34 protein-coding genes and 1 pseudogene are annotated in these 23,153 nt (G+C 68.4%); 33 read left to right on the forward strand and 2 right to left on the reverse strand.

The window, feature by feature from the left end; all coding sequences use genetic code 11:
- Nucleotides 1-26: 26 nt before the first annotated feature.
- From rplB to truA, 27 genes are all read left to right on the forward strand, one after another.
- Nucleotides 27-863, forward strand: a complete 837-nt coding sequence (gene rplB / locus AC230_RS25665) for a 50S ribosomal protein L2 (RefSeq protein WP_049718669.1) — start codon at nt 27-29, stop codon at nt 861-863.
- Between the two features lie 12 nt (nt 864-875).
- Nucleotides 876-1,157: a 30S ribosomal protein S19 gene (gene rpsS / locus AC230_RS25670; protein WP_049718670.1), complete on the forward strand. Its 282-nt coding sequence runs from the start codon at nt 876-878 to the stop codon at nt 1,155-1,157.
- Nucleotides 1,158-1,200: 43 nt separating this feature from the next.
- The gene (gene rplV / locus AC230_RS25675) at nt 1,201-1,548 is read left to right on the forward strand and encodes a 50S ribosomal protein L22 (RefSeq protein ID WP_030685471.1); all 348 of its coding nucleotides are present in this window, start codon (nt 1,201-1,203) and stop codon (nt 1,546-1,548) included.
- Nucleotides 1,548-2,360, forward strand: a complete 813-nt coding sequence (rpsC, locus tag AC230_RS25680) for a 30S ribosomal protein S3 (RefSeq protein WP_049718671.1) — start codon at nt 1,548-1,550, stop codon at nt 2,358-2,360. The genes rplV and rpsC overlap by 1 nt, the downstream gene beginning before the upstream one ends.
- A gap of 5 nt (nt 2,361-2,365) precedes the next feature.
- Nucleotides 2,366-2,785: a 50S ribosomal protein L16 gene (rplP, locus tag AC230_RS25685; RefSeq protein ID WP_004950450.1), complete on the forward strand. Its 420-nt coding sequence runs from the start codon at nt 2,366-2,368 to the stop codon at nt 2,783-2,785.
- The gene (gene rpmC / locus AC230_RS25690) at nt 2,785-3,009 is read left to right on the forward strand and encodes a 50S ribosomal protein L29 (RefSeq protein ID WP_004950453.1); all 225 of its coding nucleotides are present in this window, start codon (nt 2,785-2,787) and stop codon (nt 3,007-3,009) included. The genes rplP and rpmC overlap by 1 nt, the downstream gene beginning before the upstream one ends.
- Nucleotides 3,009-3,290, forward strand: a complete 282-nt coding sequence (gene rpsQ / locus AC230_RS25695) for a 30S ribosomal protein S17 (RefSeq protein ID WP_004950457.1) — start codon at nt 3,009-3,011, stop codon at nt 3,288-3,290. Before rpmC ends, rpsQ begins: the two co-directional genes overlap by 1 nt.
- 97 nt (nt 3,291-3,387) lie before the next feature.
- Nucleotides 3,388-3,756 carry a 50S ribosomal protein L14 gene (gene rplN / locus AC230_RS25700; protein ID WP_004946682.1) on the forward strand — a complete coding sequence of 123 codons (369 nt, stop codon included), beginning with the start codon at nt 3,388-3,390 and terminating at the stop codon, nt 3,754-3,756.
- Between the two features lie 2 nt (nt 3,757-3,758).
- Nucleotides 3,759-4,082, forward strand: a complete 324-nt coding sequence (rplX, locus tag AC230_RS25705; RefSeq protein WP_049718672.1) for a 50S ribosomal protein L24 — start codon at nt 3,759-3,761, stop codon at nt 4,080-4,082.
- Entirely contained in the window at nt 4,082-4,642 is a 561-nt protein-coding gene (rplE, locus tag AC230_RS25710; RefSeq protein ID WP_049718673.1) for a 50S ribosomal protein L5, read from the forward strand. Before rplX ends, rplE begins: the two co-directional genes overlap by 1 nt.
- A 5-nt stretch (nt 4,643-4,647) precedes the next feature.
- Complete coding sequence (locus tag AC230_RS25715) at nt 4,648-4,833, forward strand: type Z 30S ribosomal protein S14 (RefSeq protein WP_049718910.1); 186 nt, start codon at nt 4,648-4,650, stop codon at nt 4,831-4,833.
- Nucleotides 4,834-5,042: 209 nt separating this feature from the next.
- A complete protein-coding gene (gene rpsH / locus AC230_RS25720) occupies nt 5,043-5,441 on the forward strand; it encodes a 30S ribosomal protein S8 (protein ID WP_049718674.1) in 399 nt (132 codons plus the stop codon).
- Between the two features lie 21 nt (nt 5,442-5,462).
- Nucleotides 5,463-6,002 carry a 50S ribosomal protein L6 gene (gene rplF / locus AC230_RS25725; RefSeq protein ID WP_049718675.1) on the forward strand — a complete coding sequence of 180 codons (540 nt, stop codon included), beginning with the start codon at nt 5,463-5,465 and terminating at the stop codon, nt 6,000-6,002.
- A gap of 3 nt (nt 6,003-6,005) precedes the next feature.
- Nucleotides 6,006-6,389, forward strand: coding sequence for a 50S ribosomal protein L18 (rplR, locus tag AC230_RS25730; RefSeq protein ID WP_049718676.1), 384 nt, complete (start codon nt 6,006-6,008; stop codon nt 6,387-6,389).
- Between the two features lie 46 nt (nt 6,390-6,435).
- Complete coding sequence (rpsE, locus tag AC230_RS25735) at nt 6,436-7,038, forward strand: 30S ribosomal protein S5 (protein WP_049718677.1); 603 nt, start codon at nt 6,436-6,438, stop codon at nt 7,036-7,038.
- On the forward strand, nt 7,038-7,220 hold the full coding sequence (rpmD, locus tag AC230_RS25740; protein WP_004946653.1) for a 50S ribosomal protein L30: 183 nt from the start codon (nt 7,038-7,040) through the stop codon (nt 7,218-7,220). The genes rpsE and rpmD overlap by 1 nt, the downstream gene beginning before the upstream one ends.
- A gap of 1 nt (nt 7,221) precedes the next feature.
- A complete protein-coding gene (gene rplO, locus AC230_RS25745) occupies nt 7,222-7,677 on the forward strand; it encodes a 50S ribosomal protein L15 (RefSeq protein WP_049718678.1) in 456 nt (151 codons plus the stop codon).
- A 213-nt stretch (nt 7,678-7,890) separates the two neighbouring features.
- Nucleotides 7,891-9,204, forward strand: a complete 1,314-nt coding sequence (secY, locus tag AC230_RS25750) for a preprotein translocase subunit SecY (RefSeq protein WP_049718679.1) — start codon at nt 7,891-7,893, stop codon at nt 9,202-9,204.
- Nucleotides 9,204-9,863 (forward strand): adenylate kinase, encoded by a 660-nt coding sequence (locus AC230_RS25755; RefSeq protein ID WP_049718680.1) that lies wholly within the window; start codon nt 9,204-9,206, stop codon nt 9,861-9,863. The genes secY and AC230_RS25755 overlap by 1 nt, the downstream gene beginning before the upstream one ends.
- Before the next feature lie 105 nt (nt 9,864-9,968).
- Nucleotides 9,969-10,808 (forward strand): type I methionyl aminopeptidase, encoded by an 840-nt coding sequence (map, locus tag AC230_RS25760; RefSeq protein ID WP_049718681.1) that lies wholly within the window; start codon nt 9,969-9,971, stop codon nt 10,806-10,808.
- 175 nt (nt 10,809-10,983) lie between these two features.
- Nucleotides 10,984-11,205 carry a translation initiation factor IF-1 gene (gene infA / locus AC230_RS25765; RefSeq protein WP_003956442.1) on the forward strand — a complete coding sequence of 74 codons (222 nt, stop codon included), beginning with the start codon at nt 10,984-10,986 and terminating at the stop codon, nt 11,203-11,205.
- Between the two features lie 59 nt (nt 11,206-11,264).
- The gene (rpmJ, locus tag AC230_RS25770; RefSeq protein ID WP_003956441.1) at nt 11,265-11,378 is read left to right on the forward strand and encodes a 50S ribosomal protein L36; all 114 of its coding nucleotides are present in this window, start codon (nt 11,265-11,267) and stop codon (nt 11,376-11,378) included.
- Between the two features lie 184 nt (nt 11,379-11,562).
- Complete coding sequence (gene rpsM, locus AC230_RS25775) at nt 11,563-11,943, forward strand: 30S ribosomal protein S13 (RefSeq protein WP_049718682.1); 381 nt, start codon at nt 11,563-11,565, stop codon at nt 11,941-11,943.
- A gap of 65 nt (nt 11,944-12,008) precedes the next feature.
- Complete coding sequence (gene rpsK, locus AC230_RS25780; protein ID WP_003948617.1) at nt 12,009-12,413, forward strand: 30S ribosomal protein S11; 405 nt, start codon at nt 12,009-12,011, stop codon at nt 12,411-12,413.
- A gap of 239 nt (nt 12,414-12,652) precedes the next feature.
- Complete coding sequence (locus AC230_RS25785) at nt 12,653-13,675, forward strand: DNA-directed RNA polymerase subunit alpha (protein ID WP_004946635.1); 1,023 nt, start codon at nt 12,653-12,655, stop codon at nt 13,673-13,675.
- Nucleotides 13,676-13,823: 148 nt separating this feature from the next.
- Entirely contained in the window at nt 13,824-14,288 is a 465-nt protein-coding gene (gene rplQ / locus AC230_RS25790; protein WP_049718683.1) for a 50S ribosomal protein L17, read from the forward strand.
- A gap of 75 nt (nt 14,289-14,363) precedes the next feature.
- On the forward strand, nt 14,364-15,218 hold the full coding sequence (gene truA, locus AC230_RS25795) for a tRNA pseudouridine(38-40) synthase TruA (protein WP_049718684.1): 855 nt from the start codon (nt 14,364-14,366) through the stop codon (nt 15,216-15,218).
- Between the two features lie 13 nt (nt 15,219-15,231).
- Here truA and AC230_RS25800 read toward each other — a convergent pair whose 3' ends face one another.
- Nucleotides 15,232-17,334, reverse strand: a complete 2,103-nt coding sequence (locus AC230_RS25800; protein WP_049718685.1) for a glycosyltransferase family 4 protein — start codon at nt 17,332-17,334, stop codon at nt 15,232-15,234.
- A gap of 374 nt (nt 17,335-17,708) precedes the next feature.
- On the opposite strand from AC230_RS25800, the gene AC230_RS25805 reads away from it, so the two are divergent.
- Nucleotides 17,709-18,500: a hypothetical protein gene (locus tag AC230_RS25805; protein WP_049718686.1), complete on the forward strand. Its 792-nt coding sequence runs from the start codon at nt 17,709-17,711 to the stop codon at nt 18,498-18,500.
- 20 nt (nt 18,501-18,520) lie between these two features.
- Here the strand turns inward: AC230_RS25805 and AC230_RS25810 are convergent, their stop codons facing one another.
- Complete coding sequence (locus AC230_RS25810) at nt 18,521-19,414, reverse strand: hypothetical protein (RefSeq protein ID WP_049718687.1); 894 nt, start codon at nt 19,412-19,414, stop codon at nt 18,521-18,523.
- A gap of 101 nt (nt 19,415-19,515) precedes the next feature.
- Here AC230_RS25810 and AC230_RS32225 point away from each other — a divergent pair, with 101 nt between their 5' ends.
- From AC230_RS32225 to AC230_RS25830, 5 genes and pseudogenes are all read left to right on the forward strand, one after another.
- Nucleotides 19,516-19,923, forward strand: coding sequence for a WXG100 family type VII secretion target (locus tag AC230_RS32225; RefSeq protein ID WP_157868662.1), 408 nt, complete (start codon nt 19,516-19,518; stop codon nt 19,921-19,923).
- Nucleotides 19,924-19,962: 39 nt separating this feature from the next.
- Nucleotides 19,963-20,193 (forward strand): annotated as a pseudogene (locus AC230_RS34090) (WXG100 family type VII secretion target); the annotation flags it as partial.
- A gap of 43 nt (nt 20,194-20,236) precedes the next feature.
- Complete coding sequence (locus tag AC230_RS25820) at nt 20,237-21,946, forward strand: RNase A-like domain-containing protein (protein WP_241833361.1); 1,710 nt, start codon at nt 20,237-20,239, stop codon at nt 21,944-21,946.
- Between the two features lie 25 nt (nt 21,947-21,971).
- Complete coding sequence (locus AC230_RS25825; RefSeq protein ID WP_049718690.1) at nt 21,972-22,577, forward strand: hypothetical protein; 606 nt, start codon at nt 21,972-21,974, stop codon at nt 22,575-22,577.
- Nucleotides 22,564-23,130, forward strand: a complete 567-nt coding sequence (locus AC230_RS25830; protein ID WP_049718691.1) for a hypothetical protein — start codon at nt 22,564-22,566, stop codon at nt 23,128-23,130. Before AC230_RS25825 ends, AC230_RS25830 begins: the two co-directional genes overlap by 14 nt.
- The last annotated feature ends 23 nt before the right edge of the window (nt 23,131-23,153 follow it).

The following is a 23,153-nucleotide window of genomic DNA, read 5'->3' on the forward strand; positions in this document are numbered from 1 at the left end:
GTCCGATATCGGACGAGGACTGAAAAATGGGTATCCGCAAGTACAAGCCGACGACTCCGGGCCGTCGTGGCTCCAGCGTCGCCGACTTTGTCGAGATCACGCGGTCCACGCCGGAGAAGTCGCTGGTCCGCCCGCTGCACAGCAAGGGCGGCCGTAACAACGCCGGTCGTGTGACCGTCCGCCACCAGGGCGGTGGCCACAAGCGCGCCTACCGTGTGATCGACTTCCGTCGTCACGACAAGGACGGCGTGCCGGCCAAGGTCGCTCACATCGAGTACGACCCGAACCGCACCGCGCGCATCGCGCTGCTCCACTACCTGGACGGCGAGAAGCGCTACATCATCGCGCCGCGCGGCCTCGGCCAGGGCGACCGCATCGAGAACGGCCCCGGGGCCGACATCAAGCCGGGCAACAACCTGCCGCTGCGCAACATCCCGGTGGGTACGACCATCCACGCCATCGAGCTGCGTCCGGGTGGCGGCGCCAAGATCGCCCGCTCCGCCGGTTCCTCCGTGCAGCTGCTGGCGAAGGAGGGCGCCATGGCCCACCTGCGCATGCCGTCCGGTGAGATCCGCCTGGTCGACGTCCGCTGCCGCGCCACCGTCGGTGAGGTCGGCAACGCCGAGCAGTCGAACATCAACTGGGGCAAGGCCGGCCGCATGCGCTGGAAGGGCGTCCGCCCGACCGTCCGCGGTGTCGCGATGAACCCGGTTGACCACCCGCACGGTGGTGGTGAGGGCAAGACCTCCGGTGGTCGCCACCCGGTCTCCCCGTGGGGTCAGAAGGAGGGTCGTACTCGTTCTCCCAAGAAGGCGAGCAACAAGTACATCGTCCGCCGCCGCAAGACGAACAAGAAGCGCTAGGAGCGGGTTTAGATGCCGCGTAGTCTCAAGAAGGGACCCTTCGTCGACGACCACCTGATCAAGAAGGTGGACGCTCAGAACGAAGCCGGTACCAAGAACGTCATCAAGACCTGGTCCCGTCGCTCCATGATCGTGCCGGCCATGCTCGGCCACACGCTGGCGGTGCACAACGGCAAGACCCACGTCCCGGTGTTCGTCACCGAGTCGATGGTCGGCCACAAGCTCGGCGAGTTCGCGCCGACCCGCACCTTCCGCGGCCACGTCAAGGAAGACCGGAAGTCGAAGCGCCGCTAATCGCGGGGTGTGAACGACTATGACTGACACCGAAGGGACAACCATGGAAGCCAGGGCCCAGGCGCGGTACATCCGCGTCACGCCCATGAAGGCCCGCCGCGTGGTGGACCTCATCCGTGGCATGGACGCCACGGAGGCTCAGGCGGTCCTGCGTTTCGCCCCGCAGGCCGCGAGCGTGCCCGTCGGCAAGGTGCTGGACAGCGCCATTGCCAACGCGGCGCACAACTACGACCACACCGACGCCTCTTCGCTGTACATCAGCGAGGCGTACGTCGACGAGGGCCCGACCCTGAAGCGGTTCCGTCCGCGCGCCCAGGGCCGTGCCTACCGGATCCGCAAGCGGACCAGCCACATCACCGTGGTCGTCAGCAGCAAGGAAGGAACCCGGTAATGGGCCAGAAGGTTAACCCGCACGGGTTCCGGCTCGGTGTGACCACGGACTTCAAGTCCCGCTGGTACGCCGACAAGCTGTACAAGGACTACGTCAAGGAAGACGTCGCCATTCGTCGCATGATGACGAAGGGCATGGAGCGCGCCGGTATCTCCAAGGTCGAGATCGAGCGCACCCGCGACCGCGTCCGCGTCGACATCCACACCGCTCGTCCGGGCATCGTCATCGGCCGCCGCGGCGCCGAGGCCGACCGCATCCGCGGCGAGCTGGAGAAGCTCACCGGCAAGCAGGTCCAGCTGAACATCCTCGAGGTCAAGAACCCCGAGGTCGACGCCCAGCTGGTCGCCCAGGCCGTCGCCGAGCAGCTGTCCTCCCGCGTCTCCTTCCGTCGCGCCATGCGCAAGAGCATGCAGTCGACGATGAAGGCCGGCGCCAAGGGCATCAAGATCCAGTGCGGTGGCCGTCTCGGCGGCGCCGAGATGTCCCGCTCGGAGTTCTACCGCGAGGGCCGTGTGCCCCTGCACACCCTCCGCGCGAACGTCGACTACGGCTTCTTCGAGGCCAAGACCACCTTCGGCCGCATCGGCGTGAAGGTCTGGATCTACAAGGGCGACGTCAAGAACATCGCCGAGGTCCGCGCCGAGAACGCCGCCGCCCGTGCGGGCAACCGCCCGTCCCGTGGCGCCGGTGACCGCCCGGCCCGTGGCCGCGGTGGCGAGCGTGGCGGCCGCGGCCGCAAGCCGCAGCAGGCTGCCGAGGCCCCCAAGGCCGAGGTCGCTGCTCCGGCCGAGAGCACCGGAACGGAGGCCTGACCGACATGCTGATCCCTCGCAGGGTCAAGCACCGCAAGCAGCACCACCCCAAGCGGAACGGCATGGCCAAGGGTGGCACCGAGCTGGCGTTCGGTGAGTACGGCATCCAGGCCCTGACCCCGGCCTACGTGACGAACCGTCAGATCGAGTCCGCTCGTATCGCCATGACGCGTCACATCAAGCGTGGCGGCAAGGTGTGGATCAACATCTACCCGGACCGTCCGCTCACGAAGAAGCCCGCCGAGACCCGCATGGGTTCCGGTAAGGGTTCCCCGGAGTGGTGGGTCGCGAACGTCAAGCCTGGTCGGGTGATGTTCGAGCTGTCCTTCCCGAACGAGAAGGTTGCGCGTGAGGCGCTCACCCGAGCCGCCCACAAGCTTCCGATGAAGTGCCGCATTGTTCGGCGCGAGGCAGGTGAGTCGTGATGGCTGCCGGTACCAAGGCGACCGAGCTGCGTGAGCTGAACAACGAGGACCTCGTTGCGAAGCTGCGCGAGGCCAAGGAAGAGCTGTTCAACCTCCGCTTCCAGGCGGCGACCGGACAGCTTGAGAACCACGGCCGGCTGAAGGCCGTCCGCAAGGACATCGCCCGGATCTACACCCTGATGCGCGAGCGCGAGCTCGGCATCGAGACGGTGGAGAGCGCCTGATGAGCGAGAAGAACATGACTGAGACGAACGAGCGCGGCTTCCGCAAGACCCGTGAGGGCCTCGTCGTCAGCGACAAGATGGACAAGACCGTCGTCGTCGCTGTCGAGGACCGCGTCAAGCACGCGCTGTACGGCAAGGTCATCCGCCGTACCAACAAGCTCAAGGCGCACGACGAGCAGAACGCCGCCGGTGTCGGCGACCGCGTCCTCCTGATGGAGACCCGGCCGCTGTCCGCCACGAAGCGCTGGCGCGTCGTCGAGATCCTCGAGAAGGCCAAGTAATTCCTGAAGGCATAAGCCTTCTGGACAGTTCCGCCAGGCTCGGCAGGGGCTCCCTCGGAGCCCCTGCCGGGAACCGGCAGACGATCAGGAGATAGACGTGATCCAGCAGGAGTCGCGACTTCGGGTCGCCGACAACACTGGTGCGAAGGAGATCCTTTGCATCCGTGTGCTCGGTGGCTCGGGTCGCCGCTACGCGGGCATCGGTGACGTCATCGTCGCCACCGTCAAGGACGCGATCCCCGGTGGCAACGTGAAGAAGGGCGACGTCGTCAAGGCCGTCGTCGTTCGCACCGTCAAGGAGCGCCGCCGTCCGGACGGCTCGTACATCCGCTTCGACGAGAACGCGGCCGTCATCCTCAAGAACGACGGTGACCCCCGCGGCACCCGTATCTTCGGCCCCGTCGGCCGAGAGCTGCGCGAGAAGAAGTTCATGAAGATCGTCTCGCTCGCGCCGGAGGTGCTGTAAGCATGAAGATCAAGAAGGGCGACCTGGTTCAGGTCATCACCGGCAAGGACAAGGGCAAGCAGGGCAAGGTCATCCAGGCCATGCCGCGCGAGGACCGCGTCCTGGTCGAGGGTGTCAACCGGGTCAAGAAGCACACCAAGGCCGGTCAGACGGCTCGTGGTTCGAAGACCGGTGGCATCGTCACGACCGAGGCCCCGATCCACGTGAGCAACGTTCAGCTCGTCGTGGAGAAGGACGGCAAGAAGGTCGTCACCCGCGTCGGCTACCGCTTCGACGAGAACGGCAACAAGATCCGCGTTGCCAAGCGGACCGGTGAGGACATCTGATGACTGCCACCACCAACGCGCCGCGCCTCAAGCAGCGCTACCGCGACGAGATCGTCGCCAAGCTGCGTGAGGAGTTCTCCTACGAGAACGTCATGCAGGTCCCCGGCCTGACCAAGATCGTGGTCAACATGGGTGTGGGCGACGCCGCCCGCGACTCCAAGCTGATCGAGGGCGCCATCCGCGACCTCACCACGATCACCGGTCAGAAGCCGGCCGTCACCAAGGCCCGCAAGTCCATCGCGCAGTTCAAGCTGCGCGAGGGCCAGCCGATCGGTGCCCACGTCACCCTCCGTGGCGACCGCATGTGGGAGTTCCTGGACCGCACCCTGTCGCTCGCGCTGCCGCGCATCCGCGACTTCCGCGGTCTGTCCCCGAAGCAGTTCGACGGTCGGGGCAACTACACCTTCGGTCTCACGGAGCAGGTCATGTTCCACGAGATCGACCAGGACAAGATTGACCGCGTCCGGGGTATGGACATCACCGTGGTGACCACGGCGACCAACGACGACGAGGGCCGCGCCCTCCTTCGTCACCTCGGCTTCCCCTTCAAGGAGGCGTGACCGAGATGGCGAAGAAGTCTCTGATCGCTAAGGCCTCGCGCAAGCCGAAGTTCTCGGTCCGCGCGTACACCCGCTGCAACCGCTGCGGCCGGCCGCACTCCGTTTACCGCAAGTTCGGCCTGTGCCGCGTGTGCCTCCGTGAGATGGCTCACCGTGGCGAGCTGCCGGGCGTGACCAAGAGCTCCTGGTAACAGCCCAGTTGGGTTGAACCTGGACTCTCGGTAAGCAAGCTGGACGCGGGAGCCCTTCCCGATGCTCGCGTAGAGTTGAAGGGTTGGGCCCCCGCTGCCCAATTCGTCTTACTACGCCGTAGGTCCCCGCGCCGCACCCGTCCCGACCCAGTTCGGGGAGAGGGATGGCGCAGATAGGAAACCCCGGCGAGAGAGGCCGAAGGCCAAACATGACCATGACCGATCCGATCGCAGACATGCTGACCCGTCTGCGGAACGCGAACTCGGCTTACCACGACACCGTGGCCATGCCCCACAGCAAGATCAAGGCGCACATCGCCGAGATCCTGCAGCAGGAGGGCTACATCGCCGGCTGGAAGGTCGAGGACGCCGAGGTCGGCAAGTCCCTCGTCATCGACCTGAAGTTCGGCCCGAACCGTGAGCGCTCCATCGCGGGCATCAAGCGGATTTCGAAGCCGGGCCTCCGGGTCTACGCAAAGTCCACCAACCTGCCGAAGGTCCTCGGCGGCCTGGGCGTGGCGATCATCTCCACGTCCCACGGTCTCCTGACCGGCCAGCAGGCTCAGAAGAAGGGCGTGGGTGGGGAAGTCCTCGCCTACGTCTGGTAAACGGGAACGGAGGAAGAGCTAATGTCGCGCATTGGCAAGCTGCCCATCCAGGTTCCCGCTGGCGTGGACGTCACCATCGATGGCCGCTCGGTTCAGGTGAAGGGCCCCAAGGGCTCCCTCTCCCTCGAGCTCTCGGCGCCCATCGCGATCGCCAAGGGTGAGGACGGCGTGCTGAACGTCACCCGCCCGAACGACGAGCGTCAGAACAAGGCCCTGCACGGTCTGTCGCGCACGCTGGTGGCGAACATGATCACCGGCGTGACCCAGGGCTACAGCAAGAAGCTCGAGATCAGCGGTGTCGGTTACCGCGTCCAGGCCAAGGGCTCCAACCTGGAGTTCTCCCTGGGCTACAGCCACCCGATCCTGGTCGAGGCCCCCGAGGGCATCACCTTCAAGGTGGAGTCCCCGACCAAGCTGACTGTCGAGGGCATCGACAAGCAGAAGGTCGGCGAGGTCGCCGCGAACATCCGCAAGCTGCGGAAGCCCGACCCGTACAAGGCCAAGGGCGTCAAGTACGAGGGCGAAGTCATCCGCCGCAAGGTCGGAAAGGCTGGTAAGTAAGCCATGGCATACGGTGTCAAGATTGCTAAGGGCGACGCTTACAAGCGTTCCGCCAAGCAGCGCCGTCACATCCGTATCCGGAAGAACATCTCCGGTACGGCTGAGCGCCCGCGTCTCGTGGTGACGCGTACCAACCGTGGCATCACCGCCCAGGTCATCGACGACATCAAGGGTCACACCCTGGCGTCGGCGTCGCACCTGGACGCGTCGATCCGTGGTGGCGAGGGCGACAAGAGCGCCCAGGCCAAGAAGGTGGGCGCCCTGGTCGCCGAGCGTGCCAAGGCCGCCGGTGTCGAGGCCGTCGTGTTCGACCGCGGTGGCAACCAGTACGCCGGGCGCATCGCCGCTCTGGCGGACGCCGCCCGCGAAGCCGGGCTGAAGTTCTAAGCCCCGGTTCCGGAGCTAGCGGACGTAACAGAGAGAGGTAATTCCAATGGCTGGACCCCAGCGCCGCGGTGGCGGCGCCGGTGGCGGCGAGCGGCGGGACCGGAAGGGCCGTGACGGTGGCGCTGCCGCCGAGAAGACCGCGTACGTTGAGCGCGTAGTCGCGATCAACCGCGTCGCCAAGGTTGTCAAGGGTGGTCGTCGCTTCAGCTTCACCGCGCTGGTCGTGGTGGGCGACGGTGACGGCACCGTGGGTGTCGGTTACGGCAAGGCCAAGGAAGTTCCCGCGGCCATCGCCAAGGGCGTGGAGGAGGCGAAGAAGAACTTCTTCCGCATCCCCCGCATCGCGGGCACCATTCCGCACCCCGTTCAGGGCGAGAAGGCGGCCGGTGTCGTCCTGCTCAAGCCCGCCACCCCGGGTACCGGTGTTATCGCCGGTGGTCCGGTGCGTGCGGTGCTCGAGTGCGCCGGCGTCCACGACATCCTGTCGAAGTCGCTCGGTTCGTCGAACCCGATCAACATCGTGCACGCCACGGTGGAGGCCCTCAAGATGCTGCAGCGTCCTGAGGAGATCGCCGCCCGTCGTGGCCTGCCGCTCGAGGACGTCGCGCCCGCCGCCCTGCTGCGTGCGCGTGCGGGGGCGGGTGCGTAATGGCTCGTCTCAAGGTCACGCAGACCAAGTCCTACATCGGCAGCAAGCAGAACCACCGTGACACCCTGCGTTCGCTCGGTCTGAAGAAGATCAACGACGTGGTTGTCAAGGAGGACCGTCCCGAGATCCGCGGCATGGTGCACACCGTCCGCCACCTCGTCACGGTCGAGGAGGTCGACTGACATGGCGGAGTCCAACCCGCTGAAGGTCCACAACCTCCGTCCGGCCCCGGGCGCCAAGACCGCCAAGACCCGTGTCGGTCGTGGTGAGGCGTCGAAGGGTAAGACGGCCGGTCGTGGTACCAAGGGCACCAAGGCCCGTTACCAGGTTCCGGAGCGCTTCGAGGGTGGGCAGATGCCCCTCCACATGCGCCTCCCGAAGCTGAAGGGCTTCAAGAACCCCGCCCACAAGCAGTTCCAGGTCGTGAACCTGGACAAGCTGGCCGCGCTCTACCCGCAGGGTGGCGAGGTCACGGTGGCCGACCTGGTCGCCAAGGGCGCCGTTCGCAAGAACGAGCTCGTCAAGGTCCTGGGCCAGGGCGAGATCTCCGTCGCGGTGCAGGTGACGGTGGACGCCGTCTCCGCCTCCGCCAAGGAGAAGATTGCCGCCGCCGGCGGCACCGTCACCGAGCTCGTCTGAGTTCGTTGATCCGACAACCGGGGATGTCCCATCAGGGGCATCCCCGGTTGGTCGTTCCAAGCCGGGCACGGTCGCCGGTAAGGTGGCGTGGACTGTTGCTGTACCTATGGGGGGTTCCGGCTTCCCCGGCCGTGCGGCTTTGACTGCTAAGTATTCGTCGAACCTCAAGACCGTTACCTTCCACGCGGGTGCGTGGGAGGCGCAGGAGGCACCGTGCTCACCGCGTTCGCCCGGGCGTTCAGGACGCCCGACCTGCGCAAGAAGCTGCTGTTCACGCTGGGCATTCTGGTGATCTACCGGCTCGGGGCGCACATCCCGGTGCCGGGCATCAACTACAAGAACGTCCAGACGTGCATCGACCAGACCAAGAGTGGTCAGGGTCTGTTCAGCCTCGTGAACATGTTCAGTGGTGGCGCGCTGCTGCAAATCACGATCTTCGCGCTGGGGGTCATGCCGTACATCACGGCGAGCATCATCCTCCAGCTGCTGACCGTCGTGATTCCCCGACTCGAGGCGCTGAAGAAGGAGGGGCAGTCGGGCCAGGCCAAGATCACGCAGTACACGCGGTATCTGACCATCGCGCTCGCCGTGCTCCAGGGCACCGGCCTGGTCGCCGTCGCGCGCAACGGAGCGCTCTTCGGCAACTGCCCGGTCGGCAACCAGATCGTCCCCAACCAGTCGATCTTCACGACCGTCACCATGGTCATCACCATGACCGCGGGCACCGCGCTGATCATGTGGCTCGGTGAGCTCGTCACCGACCGCGGCATCGGCAACGGCATGTCGATCCTGATGTTCACCTCGATCGCCGCCCAGTTCCCGAGCGCGCTGTGGGCCATCAAGCTCCAGGGCAAGCTGGTGGACGGCTGGCTGGAGTTCGGGCTGGTGATCCTCTGCGGCCTCGCGATGGTCGCGCTCGTGGTCTTCGTCGAGCAGGCGCAGCGCCGCGTGCCGGTGCAGTACGCGAAGCGCATGATCGGCCGCCGTTCGTACGGCGGGACGTCGACCTACATCCCGCTGAAGGTGAACCAGGCCGGTGTGATCCCGGTGATTTTCGCCTCGTCGCTGCTCTACATCCCGGCCCTGCTGGTGCAGTTCACCAACTCCAAGGCGGGTTGGGCCCAGTGGGTCCAGGCCAATCTGGTCAAGGGCGACCACCCGATCTACATGGTCACTTACTTCCTGCTGATCGTGTTCTTCGCCTTCTTCTACGTCGCCATCTCCTTCAACCCCGAAGAAGTTGCAGACAACATGAAGAAGTATGGTGGGTTCATCCCGGGCATCCGGGCGGGACGTCCCACCGCGGAGTACCTGAGCTACGTGCTGAACCGCATCACGTGGCCCGGCTCTCTCTACCTGGGCCTGATCGCCCTGGTGCCCACCGTGGCGCTGGTCACACTCAACGCAAACCAGAACTTCCCGTTCGGGGGAACCAGCATCCTGATCATCGTGGGTGTCGGTCTGGAGACTGTGAAGCAGATCGAGAGCCAGCTTCAGCAGCGCAACTACGAAGGGTTCCTCCGCTGATGCGAATCGTCCTCGTCGGGCCGCCCGGCGCCGGCAAGGGTACGCAGGCCGCGTACCTCGCCAAGAACCTCGCGATCCCGCACATTTCGACGGGCGACCTCTTCCGGGCGAACATCAGCCAGGGCACGCCGCTCGGCCTCAAGGCCAAGGAGTACATGAGCGCCGGCCAGCTGGTGCCGGACTCGGTGACCATCGGCATGGCCGAGGACCGCATGGACCAGGAGGACGCCGCGGGCGGCTTCCTGCTGGACGGCTTCCCGCGCAACATCGGCCAGGCCGAGGCGCTGGACGCCTACCTCTCCGGCAAGGGGCTCCGCCTCGACGCCGTCCTGGACCTGGAGGTCCCGGAGGACGAGGTCGTCAAGCGGATCGCCGGCCGCCGGATCTGCCGTGCGGACAGCAGCCACGTCTTCCACGTGATCTACAACCAGCCGCGGACCGAGGGCGTCTGCGACGTCTGCGGCGGCGAGCTGTACCAGCGGGACGACGACCGCGAGGACACCGTCCGCAAGCGGCTGGAGGTCTACCACAGCGAGACCGAGCCGATCATCGACTACTACAAGGCCCAGGGCCTCGTGGTGACGATCTCGGCGCTCGGCAAGGTCGCCGAGGTGACCCAGCGGGCCATGGAGGCGCTCCCCTCGCGGGACGCCTCCTGACCCCACCCCTCGTGGTGCACGGCCGCGATGCCCGGACGGGCGTCGCGGCCGTAGTGTTGTTTGAACAGTTTTCGTACGGACGTCGTCGAACCGAGGAAGGCCCCCATGGCGGTAGAGATCAAGACCCCGGATCAGATCGCGAAGATGCGCGAGGCGGGGCTGGTCGTCGCCGCCATCCACGCGGCGACCCGGGAGGCGGCCGTGCCCGGGGCCACCACCAAGGACCTGGACGACGTCGCCCGCAAGGTACTCGCCGAGCACGGCGCGAAGTCCAACTTCCTGGGGTACGGCGGCTTCCCCGCGACGATCTGCACCTCGGTGAACGAGGTCGTGGTGCACGGCATCCCGTCCGCCGACACCGTCCTCAAGGACGGCGACATCATCTCCATCGACGCCGGCGCGATCGTCGACGGCTGGCACGGGGACGCCGCCTTCACGGCCTTCGTGGGCACCGGCCACGCCCCGGAGCTCGTCGAGCTCTCCCGGGTGACCGAGGAGTCCATGTGGGCCGGCATCGCCGCCGTGAAGAACGGCAACCGGCTGGTCGACATCTCCCGGGCCATCGAGACGTACATCCGCCGCCAGCCGCGGCCGGCCACCGGCAAGTACGGGATCATCGAGGACTACGGCGGGCACGGCATCGGCTCCGCCATGCACATGGACCCCCACCTGCTGAACTACGTCTCCCGCAAGCGGGGCCGCGGGCCGCGGCTCGTCCCCGGCTTCTGCATCGCGATCGAGCCGATGGTCTCCCTGGGCACGCCCCGCACCCACGTCCTGGAGGACGACTGGACCGTCCTCACCGACGACCTGACCTGGTCCTCGCACTGGGAGCACTCGGTGGCCCTGACGGAGGACGGCCCCCTGGTCCTCACCGCGGTCGACGGCGGCAAGGCCAAGCTGGCCGAGCTGGGCGTCACGGCCGCGCCGGATCCGCTGGGATGAGGGGGCGGGCGGCCGGTTAACGATCTCGGGGGATGGGCAGACCACCCCCTGGATTAGTCTTTCCGGTTGCCCTGACGTAGACTGATGCGTCGGCTCTCGTGTATCCGCATGCCCGCGTTCGCGCGGGGGTACGAATCACTGAGTCGATCAAGGTAGCCGATTCGAAAGGCGAAGCGTGGCCAAGAAGCAAGGTGCCATCGAGATTGAGGGCACCGTGATCGAGTCTCTGCCGAACGCCATGTTCAAGGTGGAGCTCCAGAACGGTCACAAGGTCCTCGCGCACATCAGCGGCAAGATGCGGATGCACTACATCCGTATCCTTCCCGACGACCGGGTCGTGGTGGAGCTCTCTCCGTACGACCTGACGCGCGGACGGATCGTCTACCGCTACAAGTAGATCTTGCCGGCGCCCCGTTGCCGCGGGGTGGTGGCACTGACCCGGAGAACCTCACACCCATGAAGGTCAAGCCGAGCGTCAAGAAGATCTGCGACAAGTGCAAGGTGATCCGCCGCCACGGCCGGGTCATGGTCATCTGCGACAACCTGCGCCACAAGCAGCGCCAGGGCTGACGCAGGACCTGCACTCCGCAGTTCCTTCGCGCGACGCGAGCAATACGTACATACGCAGGGCCCGTCCCTCTCTGTGATGGAGGGCGACACCCCCGGCTCGGAGGCCGGGGACCCGACAGGTACCTCATACGGCCGTCGGGAGTGGTCCTGTGGAAGACCTCCGACGAACATCTGGAGCCATTCAATGGCACGCGTTTCCGGTGTCGACATCCCGCGCGAAAAGCGCGTGGAGGTCGCACTCACCTACGTCTTCGGCATCGGCCGCACCCTGGCGAAGGAGACCCTCGCCGCCACCGGTGTGAACCCGAACACCCGCGTTCGTGACCTGTCCGAGGAGGACCTGGTCAAGATCCGCGAGTACGTGGACGCCAACATCAAGACCGAGGGTGACCTCCGTCGCGAGATCCAGGCCGACATCCGCCGCAAGGTCGAGATCGGCTGCTACCAGGGTCTGCGCCACCGTCGTGGCCTGCCCGTCCACGGCCAGCGCACCAGCACGAACGCCCGTACCCGCAAGGGCCCGCGTCGCGCCATCGCCGGCAAGAAGAAGCCGGGCAAGAAGTAGTCCTCAGCGGACGCTCGTCAGCGGTCTTCGCTGTAGGACCGACCACCTCCCGTAGGAGATAAGAGATGCCCCCCAAGGGTCGTCAGGGCGCTGCCAAGAAGGTGCGCCGCAAGGAAAAGAAGAACGTCGCTCACGGCCACGCGCACATCAAGAGCACGTTCAACAACACCATCGTCTCGATCACCGACCCCACGGGCAACGTGATCTCCTGGGCCTCCGCCGGCCACGTCGGCTTCAAGGGCTCGCGCAAGTCGACCCCGTTCGCCGCGCAGATGGCCGCCGAGTCGGCCGCGCGCCGCGCGCAGGAGCACGGCATGCGCAAGGTCGACGTCTTCGTCAAGGGTCCGGGCTCCGGCCGCGAGACCGCGATCCGCTCCCTCCAGGCCACGGGCCTCGAGGTCGGTTCGATCCAGGACGTCACCCCGACCCCGCACAACGGCTGCCGTCCGCCGAAGCGCCGTCGCGTCTGACGCCGCTCCCCTCCGGGCCTCGCGTCCGGCTGGGGGTGTGGGGGTTATCCCCCACGGTGGCGCGGTACGGCTGCCGTCCGCCGAAGCGCCGTCGCGTCTGACGCGTTCCGCGCGTCTTAAGGGCCGGCACACACGTGCTCGCGGGCGGTACGGCTCCTCGGAGCCGTGCCGCCCGTACCCTTGCAGTGCACACGGGCGTCAAATAGCGGGCGCCCACGACTGAAGGATCTGATCCACACATGCTGATCGCTCAGCGCCCCTCCCTCACCGAGGAGGTCGTGGACGAGTTCCGCTCCCGGTTCGTCATCGAGCCGCTGGAGCCGGGCTTCGGCTACACCCTCGGCAACTCCCTGCGTCGTACGCTCCTCTCCTCGATCCCGGGTGCGGCGGTCACGTCCATCCGCATCGACGGCGTTCTGCACGAGTTCACCACCGTGCCGGGCGTCAAGGAGGACGTCACCGACCTGATCCTCAACATCAAGCAGCTGGTCGTCTCCTCGGAGCACGACGAGCCGGTCGTGATGTACCTGCGCAAGCAGGGCCCGGGTCTGGTCACCGCCGCGGACATCGCCCCGCCGGCCGGTGTCGAGGTGCACAACCCCGACCTGGTCCTGGCGACCCTGAACGCCAAGGGCAAGCTGGAGATGGAGCTGACCGTCGAGCGCGGTCGCGGCTACGTCTCCGCCGTCCAGAACAAGCAGGTGGGCCAGGAGATCGGCCGCATCCCGGTCGACTCCATCTACTCGCCGGTACTCAAGGTCACCTACAAGGTGGAGGCGACCCGTGTCGAGCAGCGCACCGACTTCGACAAGCTGATCGTCGACGTCGAGACCAAGCAGGCCATGCGCCCGCGCGACGCCATGGCGTCCGCCGGCAAGACCCTGGTCGAGCTGTTCGGTCTGGCCCGCGAGCTCAACATCGACGCCGAGGGCATCGACATGGGCCCGTCCCCGACGGACGCCGCCCTGGCCGCCGACCTGGCGCTGCCGATCGAGGAGCTGGAGCTCACGGTCCGCTCCTACAACTGCCTCAAGCGCGAGGGCATCCACTCCGTGGGTGAGCTCGTCGCCCGCTCCGAGGCCGACCTGCTCGACATCCGCAACTTCGGTGCGAAGTCGATCGACGAGGTCAAGGCGAAGCTGGCCGGCATGGGCCTGGCCCTCAAGGACAGCCCGCCCGGATTCGACCCGACCGCCGCGGCGGACGCCTTCGGCGCCGACGACGACGCGGACGCCGGGTTCGTCGAGACCGAGCAGTACTAAGAGCTCGGGTCCGACCCACGGTTCTTGGGCGCGGGTGCGCTGTGGCTTGTCGCGCAGTTCCCCGCGCCCCTTTCCGGCGGGCAACCGTCCGCTCGGATACTGACTCCGGTACCTGATACGGCCGGGGCAGACATCAAGGAGAAACACCATGCCGCGTCCCACCAAGGGTGCCCGTCTGGGCGGCAGCGCCGCGCACGAGAAGCTGATGCTGGCGAACCTCGCCCGCTCGCTCTTCGAGAACGGCCGCATCACCACCACCGAGGCCAAGGCGCGCCGGCTGCGCCCGGTCGCGGAGCGCCTGATCACCAAGGCGAAGAAGGGCGACATCCACAACCGTCGCCAGGTGCTGCAGACGATCACCGACAAGGGCGTCGTCCACACCCTCTTCACCGAGATCGCTCCGCGCTACGCCGAGCGTCCGGGTGGCTACACCCGCATCACCAAGATCGGTAACCGCCGTGGCGACAACGCTCCCATGGCCGTGATCGAGCTGGTCGAGGGCGAGATCGCCAAGAAGGCGACCGTCGCCGAGGCCGAGGCCGCCACCAAGCGTGCGGTCAAGGAGTCCGAGGCCGCCGCCGAGGCTCCGGCCGAGGAGTCGAAGGACGCCTGACGCGTCTGACGTGTCAGTGACGGGCCCGCCCCTTCCGGGGGCGGGCCCGTCCCGCATTCTGAGAGGAAGCACTCGGTGAGTGACGAGGTGGAGCCCGGTTTCGTCCGGGTGCGGCTGGACCTGTCGTACGACGGCAAGGACTTCTCGGGCTGGGCCAAGCAGCGCGAGGGACAGCGCACGGTGCAGGGCGAGCTGGAGGACGCGATCCGGACCGTGACCCGGTCCCGCGAGACGTACGAGCTGACGGTCGCGGGCCGGACGGACGCCGGGGTGCACGCCCGCGGCCAGGTCGCGCACGTCGACCTGCCGGCCGAGGTGTGGGCCGAGCACGAGGACAAGCTGCTGCGCCGGCTCGCCGGCCGGCTGCCGCACGACGTCCGGGTGTGGCGGGCGACGGAGGCCCCGGCCGGGTTCAACGCCCGCTTCTCCGCGATCTGGCGGCGGTACGCGTACCGGGTCGTGGACCACCCGGGCGGGGTCGATCCGCTGCTGCGCGGTCATGTCCTGTGGCACGACTGGCCGTTGGACGTGGCCGCGATGAACGAGGCGGCGGGGCACCTGGTCGGCGAGCACGACTTCGCGGCCTACTGCAAGAAGCGCGAGGGCGCGACGACCATCCGCACGCTCCAGCAGCTCAGTTGGGAGCGGGGCCCGGACGGGATCGTCACCGCGACCGTGCGCGCGGACGCGTTCTGCCACAACATGGTGCGGTCGCTGGTGGGCGCGCTGCTGTTCGTCGGCGACGGGCACCGGCCGGTGGAGTGGCCGGGGCAGGTGCTGGCCGCGGGCGTGCGGGACTCGGCCGTCCACGTCGTACGGCCGCACGGGCTGACGCTGGAGGAGGTCGGCTACCCGGCCGACTCCGAGCTGGCCGCCCGCAACAGGGAGGCCCGCAACAAGCGGACGCTGCCCGGCGCGGGCTGCTGCTGAAGCCGACGCGTCGTCAGCTGCCCTCGGGTGCGGGGCAGCTGACGGCCAGGTCGCTGTTGACGGTGAGGTACGGCTTGACGCCGCCCACGACCGGGTAGATGTCGGTCTTGTTCCGGTCGACGATGTCGCCGATGATCCGGCCGATCCGCACGGGCTCCGCGTCACCGGCCAGCCGCAGCGCGAGGTCCCAGATGGCGCCCTCGTCGCCGCGCGCCGCCTTCAGCTGGGAGGTGCGCAGGGTGAAGCGGAAGGTCGTCGCGTCCACGACGGTGACCTCGGCCGAGATGTCGGCGGCGGTCTCGGCGCGCGGGGTGCCGATGACGAACGGCTTGGTGTCCTCGCTGAACTCCGTGCCGTACAGCCTGCCTTCGACGGTGAGGGCCGTCTCGGTCTGACGGATCGTCAGGGCCTCGGCGTGCGCCGGGCGGTGCCAGGCGCGCAGGGCCAGGTAGCCGTCCACGGTGGGGTAGGCGATGGCCCAGGTGAACGGGGAGCCGGGCAGCGGCTCCAGGTTCAACAGGCCCTTGCCCTCGGCGAGGTGGGAGACGACGCGGCGGCGGGCCTTGTCCTCGTCGCGGACGACGTGCAGATCCCAGCGGCCCTCGCCCAGGCGCAGCTTCGCGCGGTCGAGGACGGCGGTGTAGGGGGCGCCGGCGGCGGCCGGGGTGGCCAGCGGGACGGTGATCGGCTTGCCCTCCTTGCGGCGGGTCACCGTGAGGGAGAGGTCGTCGCCGGAGAGGCCCTTGGGGTCGACCGAGACGACGATGTTGCCGTCGGCGTCCACGCGGGTGGAGGCGGTGGCCTTCAGCGGGCGGCGCACGATCTCCTTGAGCGCCTCCGCGACCGGCTTGCGCGCGGGCTGGGCGACCGGCTTGGCGCGCAGCGGGCGGATCATCTTGCCGATGGTGCTGCGCAGGGTGCGGGAGGCGGGGGCCTTCGCCGGGGCGGCGGCCGCGACGGTCTTGGGCGTGGTGTCGACGCCGAGGTCGCGGATGAGGGCCTCGTAGGCGTCGGCGATGGCCTCGGGGGCGTAGCGCTGGGCGGAGACGCGGGCGGCGGCGCCCATGGTGCGGCGCAGCTCGTCGTCCTCGATCAGCTTGAGGAGGCCCTTGGCGATGCCGTCGCTGTCGCCGACGGGGACGAGGAGGCCGTCCTTGCCGTCGGAGATGATCTCGCCGGGGCCGTGCGGGCAGTCGGTGGCGACGACGGGGACGCCGCAGTTCATGGCCTCCACGATCGTCATGCCGAAGGACTCCTCGCGGGAGGTGACGGCGGCGATGGAGCCCTTGGCCCACTCGGTCTCGATGGGCGAGTGGGCACCCATGAGGGTGATCGTCTCGGTGAGGCCGAGGCCGTCGACCTGGGCGCGGAGCTTGGCGAGCTCGGGGCCGCGGCCGTAGATGCGCAGCTTCCAGTCGGGGCGGGCGGCGTGGACGGTGGCCCAGGCGGCGACGAGCAGGTCGTAGCGCTTGACCGGGATGAGGCGGCCGGCCGCGACGACGAGCTTGGTGGCCGGGTCGGCGGGCTCGACCTCGGAGGGCGGGCAGCCGTTGGGGATGCAGACGATCTTCGTCTTGACGTCGGGGAACTGCGCGCGGTGGGTGCGGGCGTCCGCCTCGGAGACGGTGGTGTGGGCGTCCAGGAAGGGGATGGCGCGGTCCTGCGCGGCGCGGATGCCCGGCTCGTGGGTGCCGTAGATCCGGTGCTCCTGGCCGATCTTGACGTAGCCGCCCTCCTGGCCGAAGCCGGCGAGGTACATCACGAGGCCGGGGCGGGTGGCGACGACGACGTCCGCGTCGGTCTGGGCGAGGTGCTCGGCGACGCGCTGGTCGGTCAGGGCGCTGAAGTGGGCGCCCTTGGCCTCCTTGGGCGGGATGTAGGCGCTGTCCTGCGCGAGCAGCGGGTTGTTCCGGTCGGCGCCCTCCTCGGGGCGGTTGTCGATCAGGTTGACCAGCTTCACCTTGGGGTGCAGCGGGAGGCGGGGCGTCTTGCCGGTCCTGAGGATGGACACGATCTCGACGTCGTGCCGGGCGGCGAGCGCGCTCGCGACGTTGAAGGTGGAGCGGATGGTGCCGCCGATGCCGTAGGCGTTCTGCAACAGGAAAGAGATCTTCATGGCGGTGTGTGCGCGGCCCGCTGATGCCGGCGTCGCGTCCGTCCTTCCCCCTGGCCTGGGTGTGGGGTCCGTCCCCTGCCGGTCCGCTCCGTGCTGCGGCCGTTCGTATCGGTTAGAGCCGCCGACGGGGGTTTGGGTTGCCCGCGCAGCCTACATTGTGGTCTGCATCACGCGTGGGTGGTCGTGGGACGCCCGCGGTCGAATCCGAGTGCGGAACGTGACCGTTCTGTCGATACTTCGTAGTGATCCGTCGGCACCCTGGTGGTGAGGACGATCTTGTCCGGGGGTGGGCGGTGCGGGTGGCGGCGGCGCGCCGGTGTGGCGCGGGCGGACCGGCCCGGTGGGACTGGGAGGCTGGGGGAGTGAAGGCGAGAGTGACGGCTGCGGTCTCGGTGGCCGTGCTGCTGGGGCTGACGCTCGGCTGTTCGGGCGGCCGGACGGGCCACGAGGTCGACGGCAAGAGCGCGACCGGGAGTGCGGGCGGGCGGGCGCCCGAGGAGGCCGACGCGCCGAGGGCGGCGGACGAGGACGGGCCGAGCGCCCGGCTCAGACGGGCCGAGCTGGAGAAGACCGAGGTCGCGGGCCTGGTGATCGAGGAGGCGCCGCCGGGTACGGCCGGGCGCGGGACGCCCACCAGCGATCTGGCGAGGTGCCGGCCGCTGGCCAACGCGCTGGGCTCCGAGCCGGATCCGAAGCCGCTGGGGTCGATGGTCAACACCTTCGCGGGGGCCGGGGAGGACGACGACCTGGAGGGCCTGCTGGGCACCATCCGGGTCTCCGAGTACCGGCCGGGCGAGGCCGCCGCCACCTTCCGGCGGCTGCGTGACGCGGCGGCGGCCTGCACGGGTGGCTTCCGGATGCGCACGGGCGAGGGCGAGGCGCAGGTCTTCGACGCGGTGGAGACGGTGGCGGCGCCGAAGCTGGGCGACGAGGCGGCGGCGTTCCGGCTGTCCAACGCGGTGGAGGAGGCGCCCAGCCTGATCACCGTCGTCCGTACGGGTGATGTCCTGTCCATGTTCTTCGCCACCGGCCTGGGCGATCCGGAGCGCGTGCGGATTCCCGAGCGGCTGGTCTCGGCCCAGGTCCGCAAGGTCGTGGCGGCGGGGCGCGGCGAGGCGGGCGACGACGGTGACGACGGCGAGGACGTCGGTACCGAGGAGGGCTAGGGCAGGGCTACGGCTGGGGGCTAGCGGGCGGGTGTCTCCGCCGCCGCGGCCGCTGCCGCCGCCCGGCCGCGGGCCAGGACGCGTCCGAAGGCGTACGTCGAGATGTCCCGGCCGGCGGTGAGCGCCTTGGTGTCCTCGGCGGTGACCGGCTTGTTGCCGGTGTACCCCGCCACCGTGAAGTAGGCGTAGCGGCCCTCGGCGTTGGCGGTCAGCCGGCAGGCCGTCGCCCGGCAGAACTCCGGGCTCCCGCCGCCGTTCAGGGCCTCGATGTTGCCCGTCGAGCGGTCCTTGGCCCGGTCGGCCGCGGCCTTGGTGTCGAAGACGGCGACGCCCACGGTGACGGCCACGCCGTCGCGCACATAGGTGGCCCGCAGGACCCGGCGGCAGCCGTTGCCGGCCAGGACGGAGCCGAGGCCGCCCTGGGTCACCGCCGCGCAGTCCGCCGTGGCCGAGGTGGCGGTCCGCTCGTACACCCGTCCCCCGACGGCGGGCTTCGCCTCGGGGAACAGGGTGGCCGGCGTCAGCGGCGCCTTGTCCTTGCCGGCCTCGGATATGAAGTCGCGCGGATCCAGGGGGGCGGGCGGGGCGACGGGGGCGAAGGTGGGCTCGGGGGAGGCGGGCGTTCCGCTCGCCGGTGCCGGGCCCGTGGCGGTCTTCTTCGTCCCGCCGGTGTCCTTGTCGCTCGCCACGATCGCCGTCGCCACGATCGCCGCCACGCCGGCGGCGGCCAGGACGCCCCCGCCGATCAGCAGCAGCCTGCGCCGCCGTCCCCGCGCCGCGGCGTCGTCCGCCAGCGCCGCCCAGTCCGGCGTGCCCGCCGGCCCCTGCGGCGGGCCCCACGGCTGCGGCGCCTGCGGCCCCTGCGGCCCTTGCCCCCCATGCGGTCCCTGCGGGTCCCCCTGCCCAAAGCTCATGGGGCGCATCGTAATCGGGGTGGGGGTGGCCGTCGCCCACGGTGACGGCTCCGATATCACTGTGCAGTGGCAACGGCCCGGCACGGGAGGCGGATATGGGCATGAGCGGGGACAAACTGAGGGTCTCGGACAAGGAACTGTCCGACCTCGCGTCCGACCTCGGGGCGATGGGGCGCTATCTCAAGGAGAGGCTGGCCCGGCTCAACGACCTCGTGGATTCCGTGGACGCGGGGTGGCGGAGCGGCGCGGCCGGCGCGTACAAGCGGCTCCAGACCGGAGTCAACGAGGACATCGACCGGATCCGGGAAATGCTGTACCTCATCGAGCAGGCCGTGCGGATGAGCCGGGACGGCTTCAGCGCGGAGGAGCTGGCGGCCCTGCGGGAATTCCGGCGGCTCCACCGGACCGCCGCGGGGGAACGGGAGCTCCTGGCGCGGGCGGACGCCGCGGCCGAGGGCGAGCCCTCGCCCTCGCGATCGGGCGCCGGGATACTGGACCGATTCAGCTAGGGGGGAGCGGGCGACGTGACGGGCGATGACGCCATCACCGTGGAGTTCGGAAAACTGACCGAGATATCCGCCGAGTTGGAGGCGCTGCTCAAGGATCTCAACGAGAAGCTGGAGCATCTCTACGGCCGGACCGAGAAGGTGGTGCTCGGCTGGGAGGGCGAGACGCGCGACGCGTTCGTCGAAGCGCTCGACAAGTGGGACCGGTCGATGCGGGACATGCAGGCTCTGCAGCGCGGGCTGCACGAGATGGTCGTCAACGGCCACCGGAATTACGCCGCAGCGCATCAGGCCGTCCTGCGTGGCTGGGGGCGGGGTGAGCACGCCTCCGCCGTCGTCGAACGGGACCGTCGACGTCAAGCCGGGGGATCTGTACCGGATATCCGGGCAGATGGCGGACCAGCAGGGGAGGCTCGATCGCGAGGCGGGGCTTTTCCTCAAGGAGTTGGACAGTCACTCCAACGTCGGCGGGGCCGGAAAGGCCGTCGACGCGTTCAACTCCGCCTACCGCGAGGTGGGCGAGAAAGTCCTCCAAGTGTGGGCCAAGAGCGTGGTGAGTGTGGGCGGTGCGGCCGTGGGCTTCACCGCGACAGCCAATCACTACGTCACCGCGGACGCGGCGTCGAACCCTTCGCACAAGGGGGCTCCCGCGACCCGGCCCGCGCCTCAGGTCATCCAGCAGACGTCGTCCTACGGGAGCGTTCCGGTCCTCAAGTGGGACGGGCTGGTGGATGACGGGACAGAGGGAATCCTCGCCGATGTCTTCGACGGCATCGACCATGCCGTCGAGGCGATTCTGCGCCCGATAGCGCACCACGCGCTGCGCTGGGGCAAGGCGGCCGATCTGCTGCCGCTGCCGGAGGCCGACAAGCTGGACAAGGTGTCGGTGGCGTGGCAGCAGCCCGGGCTGGCGTTGGCAGATGTGGACGCCGCGCTCACAGGGCTGGTGGGCAGCGTCACCGTCCAGGGTAATCCGGAGTGGTACGGCGCCATGCGCTCGTTCTGCAGCGCGATTTGGGGAACGACCGCCTGGGGGAAGTCACGCCTCGGCTACGAGTGGAAGCATGAGGGGGCCTCGGGAGGCAGCCGTCACCCGGCGTTCGCCGTGGTCTTCGACACGTGCGACACGGTGAGCGATGCGCTGCGGCAATTCGCCGAGGCCGCTCACGAGATGCGGACCGAGGTCAGCCGCCTCTACCGCAAGGCCGTCTATGACGCCCTGCCGAAGCTCGAGTTCGGCGACGGGGTCGTGGACGGGGTGAAGAGTCTCGGCAAGAGCCTGCTCAAGGCCGGGAAGGACCTCGCCTGGGGTATCACCCTGGAAATCGACGAGGGCGCCATCAATGCGGCGGTCACGCGCTACGAGTCGGTCCTCCACGGCCTGGTGCCCAAACTCAGGGCCCGTGTCGAGCCGTTGGACGAGGCGCTCATGAGTCTGCCGACGTACGAGGCGGAGGAGGCGCGGGCCGAGGGGTTCGGGGCACGGGCCCTCGACCAGTTCAAGCACCGGCACAAGTGGACTGGGCAGGACTCGGACGGGGCCTTCCGTATCGACCTGGCGGGCAACGAGTACCTTGGCGACGGGCACACCCTGGACAAGCATGTGGGCAAGACGGACGAGCAGCTCGCCCAGCGGCTGAGGGACCAGCAGACGGCCGGCCCGACCCCCACGTGGCCGTATGGGAAGCCGTACCCGGGCGCTGCCTCCTCCTTCAAGGACGCGGAATCGGCACAGCGGCTCACCCAGTACAACATCAACCAGAATTCGGACGCGATAAAGGCATGGCTGACCGGTCCGCCGCCACCGTCCAACGGTGCGGCCAAGGGTTTCGAGAGCTCGGCGCCGTCCGGAGAGTACAGTGGCCGAAGTGTGACGAAGCAGCCGAACTCGGAGAACAACTCCGGCTATCGGACCGACGGAATGAACGCCCGGGCGATCTCCGTCAAGGGAATCAAGACGATCCTGAGGTACGACGACAGGCTGGATCCGCCTTTCGTCGTGCTGACATCGATGCCACAGCAGTGAGCCAACGACAGGAGTGGGGTGCCCGATGCCCGATCGCAATCAGTGGAACGCGGCCGCGGTCCGGCTGTTCGACGACATCTCTTCCTTCGTTCTGACGGGGTCGAGGAAGTGCGATGACTGGCGTGAGGACGTGCTCGCCGTCTTCGCGGGAGAAGTCGAAGACCCGCGTGGCTGGATCGAATTCGACAGCAAACGGGAATGGTCCGAGCACTACGGTATCGCCGGTGACAGGTACTTCCCTTTCCGGTCGCTCACCGTCGACTACCTGAAGGAGAACCTGTACCCCGTCGAGCCCGAGTCGGCGGCGGGGCTTCTCGTGGTCATGCTCGACGAGTGGTTCTCGCCGGAGGGGGTGCGGAACCTCGCCGAGCGAAAGGACTCGTTGGTTGCGGATGCCCGTACCCTCATTTCCCGCTACGGGCCGGACGGCGCTTTCTACACCTCTGCCTGCATCGCCCGTACGGCAAGGTGTCATGACTTCCTTGCGCCCCCGCCCGCGGGGCAAACGTATGGCGGGGCCTCCTTCAGTGAGTTCATGTACGGGGATCTCGGGCTCGTCGCGGTCTCCGACACCGAAGCGGGTGTCTTCTGGGCCTTCAACGCGGGAGGGGATGTGAATGTGCGGCGGTAAGGAGTGGAATGCCGCCGTTGAGCGGCTCTTCGGTGAGCGCTGCGCGCTGGTTCTGACAGGACCGAGAGGCCACGCGGACTGGCTTCAGGACGTGCTGGCCGTCCTCGCGCGCGAAGTCGGGGACCCGCGTGGCTGGACGCAGATCGACAGGGACGTGAAACGCTCGCCGGAGCGGGTGGCGGACAACCGGATCTTTCCCTTCAGTGAAAACCTCTTCACCCATATGTCGAAATTCCTCTTCGAGATCGGCCGGGAATCCGCTGCCCAGCTGCTGGTCACACTCACTGATGACTGGTACTCGGTGCGCGGGATTCCGGACTTCGAAGAGAGGAGGGACGAGCTGTTGGCGGACGCCCGGACCCTGCTGGCCCGTTACGGTCCTGACAGCGTTTTCCGGACGCCGGCCCCGGTCGCCCGCACCGACAAGAACCCAGACTTCTTCGGCGTCAAGGCGTCTGCCGGAGGCCGGTTCACCGACTATGTGGCGGATCTCGGCCTCATCGCCGTCTCGGACGCCGAGGTCGGCGTCTTCTGGACGTTCAACCCCAGCTGACCCCACCGGGAGAAGATCGACCC

The sequence above is a fragment of the Streptomyces caatingaensis genome (assembly GCF_001187435.1).
GTDB lineage: Bacteria > Actinomycetota > Actinomycetes > Streptomycetales > Streptomycetaceae > Streptomyces > Streptomyces caatingaensis.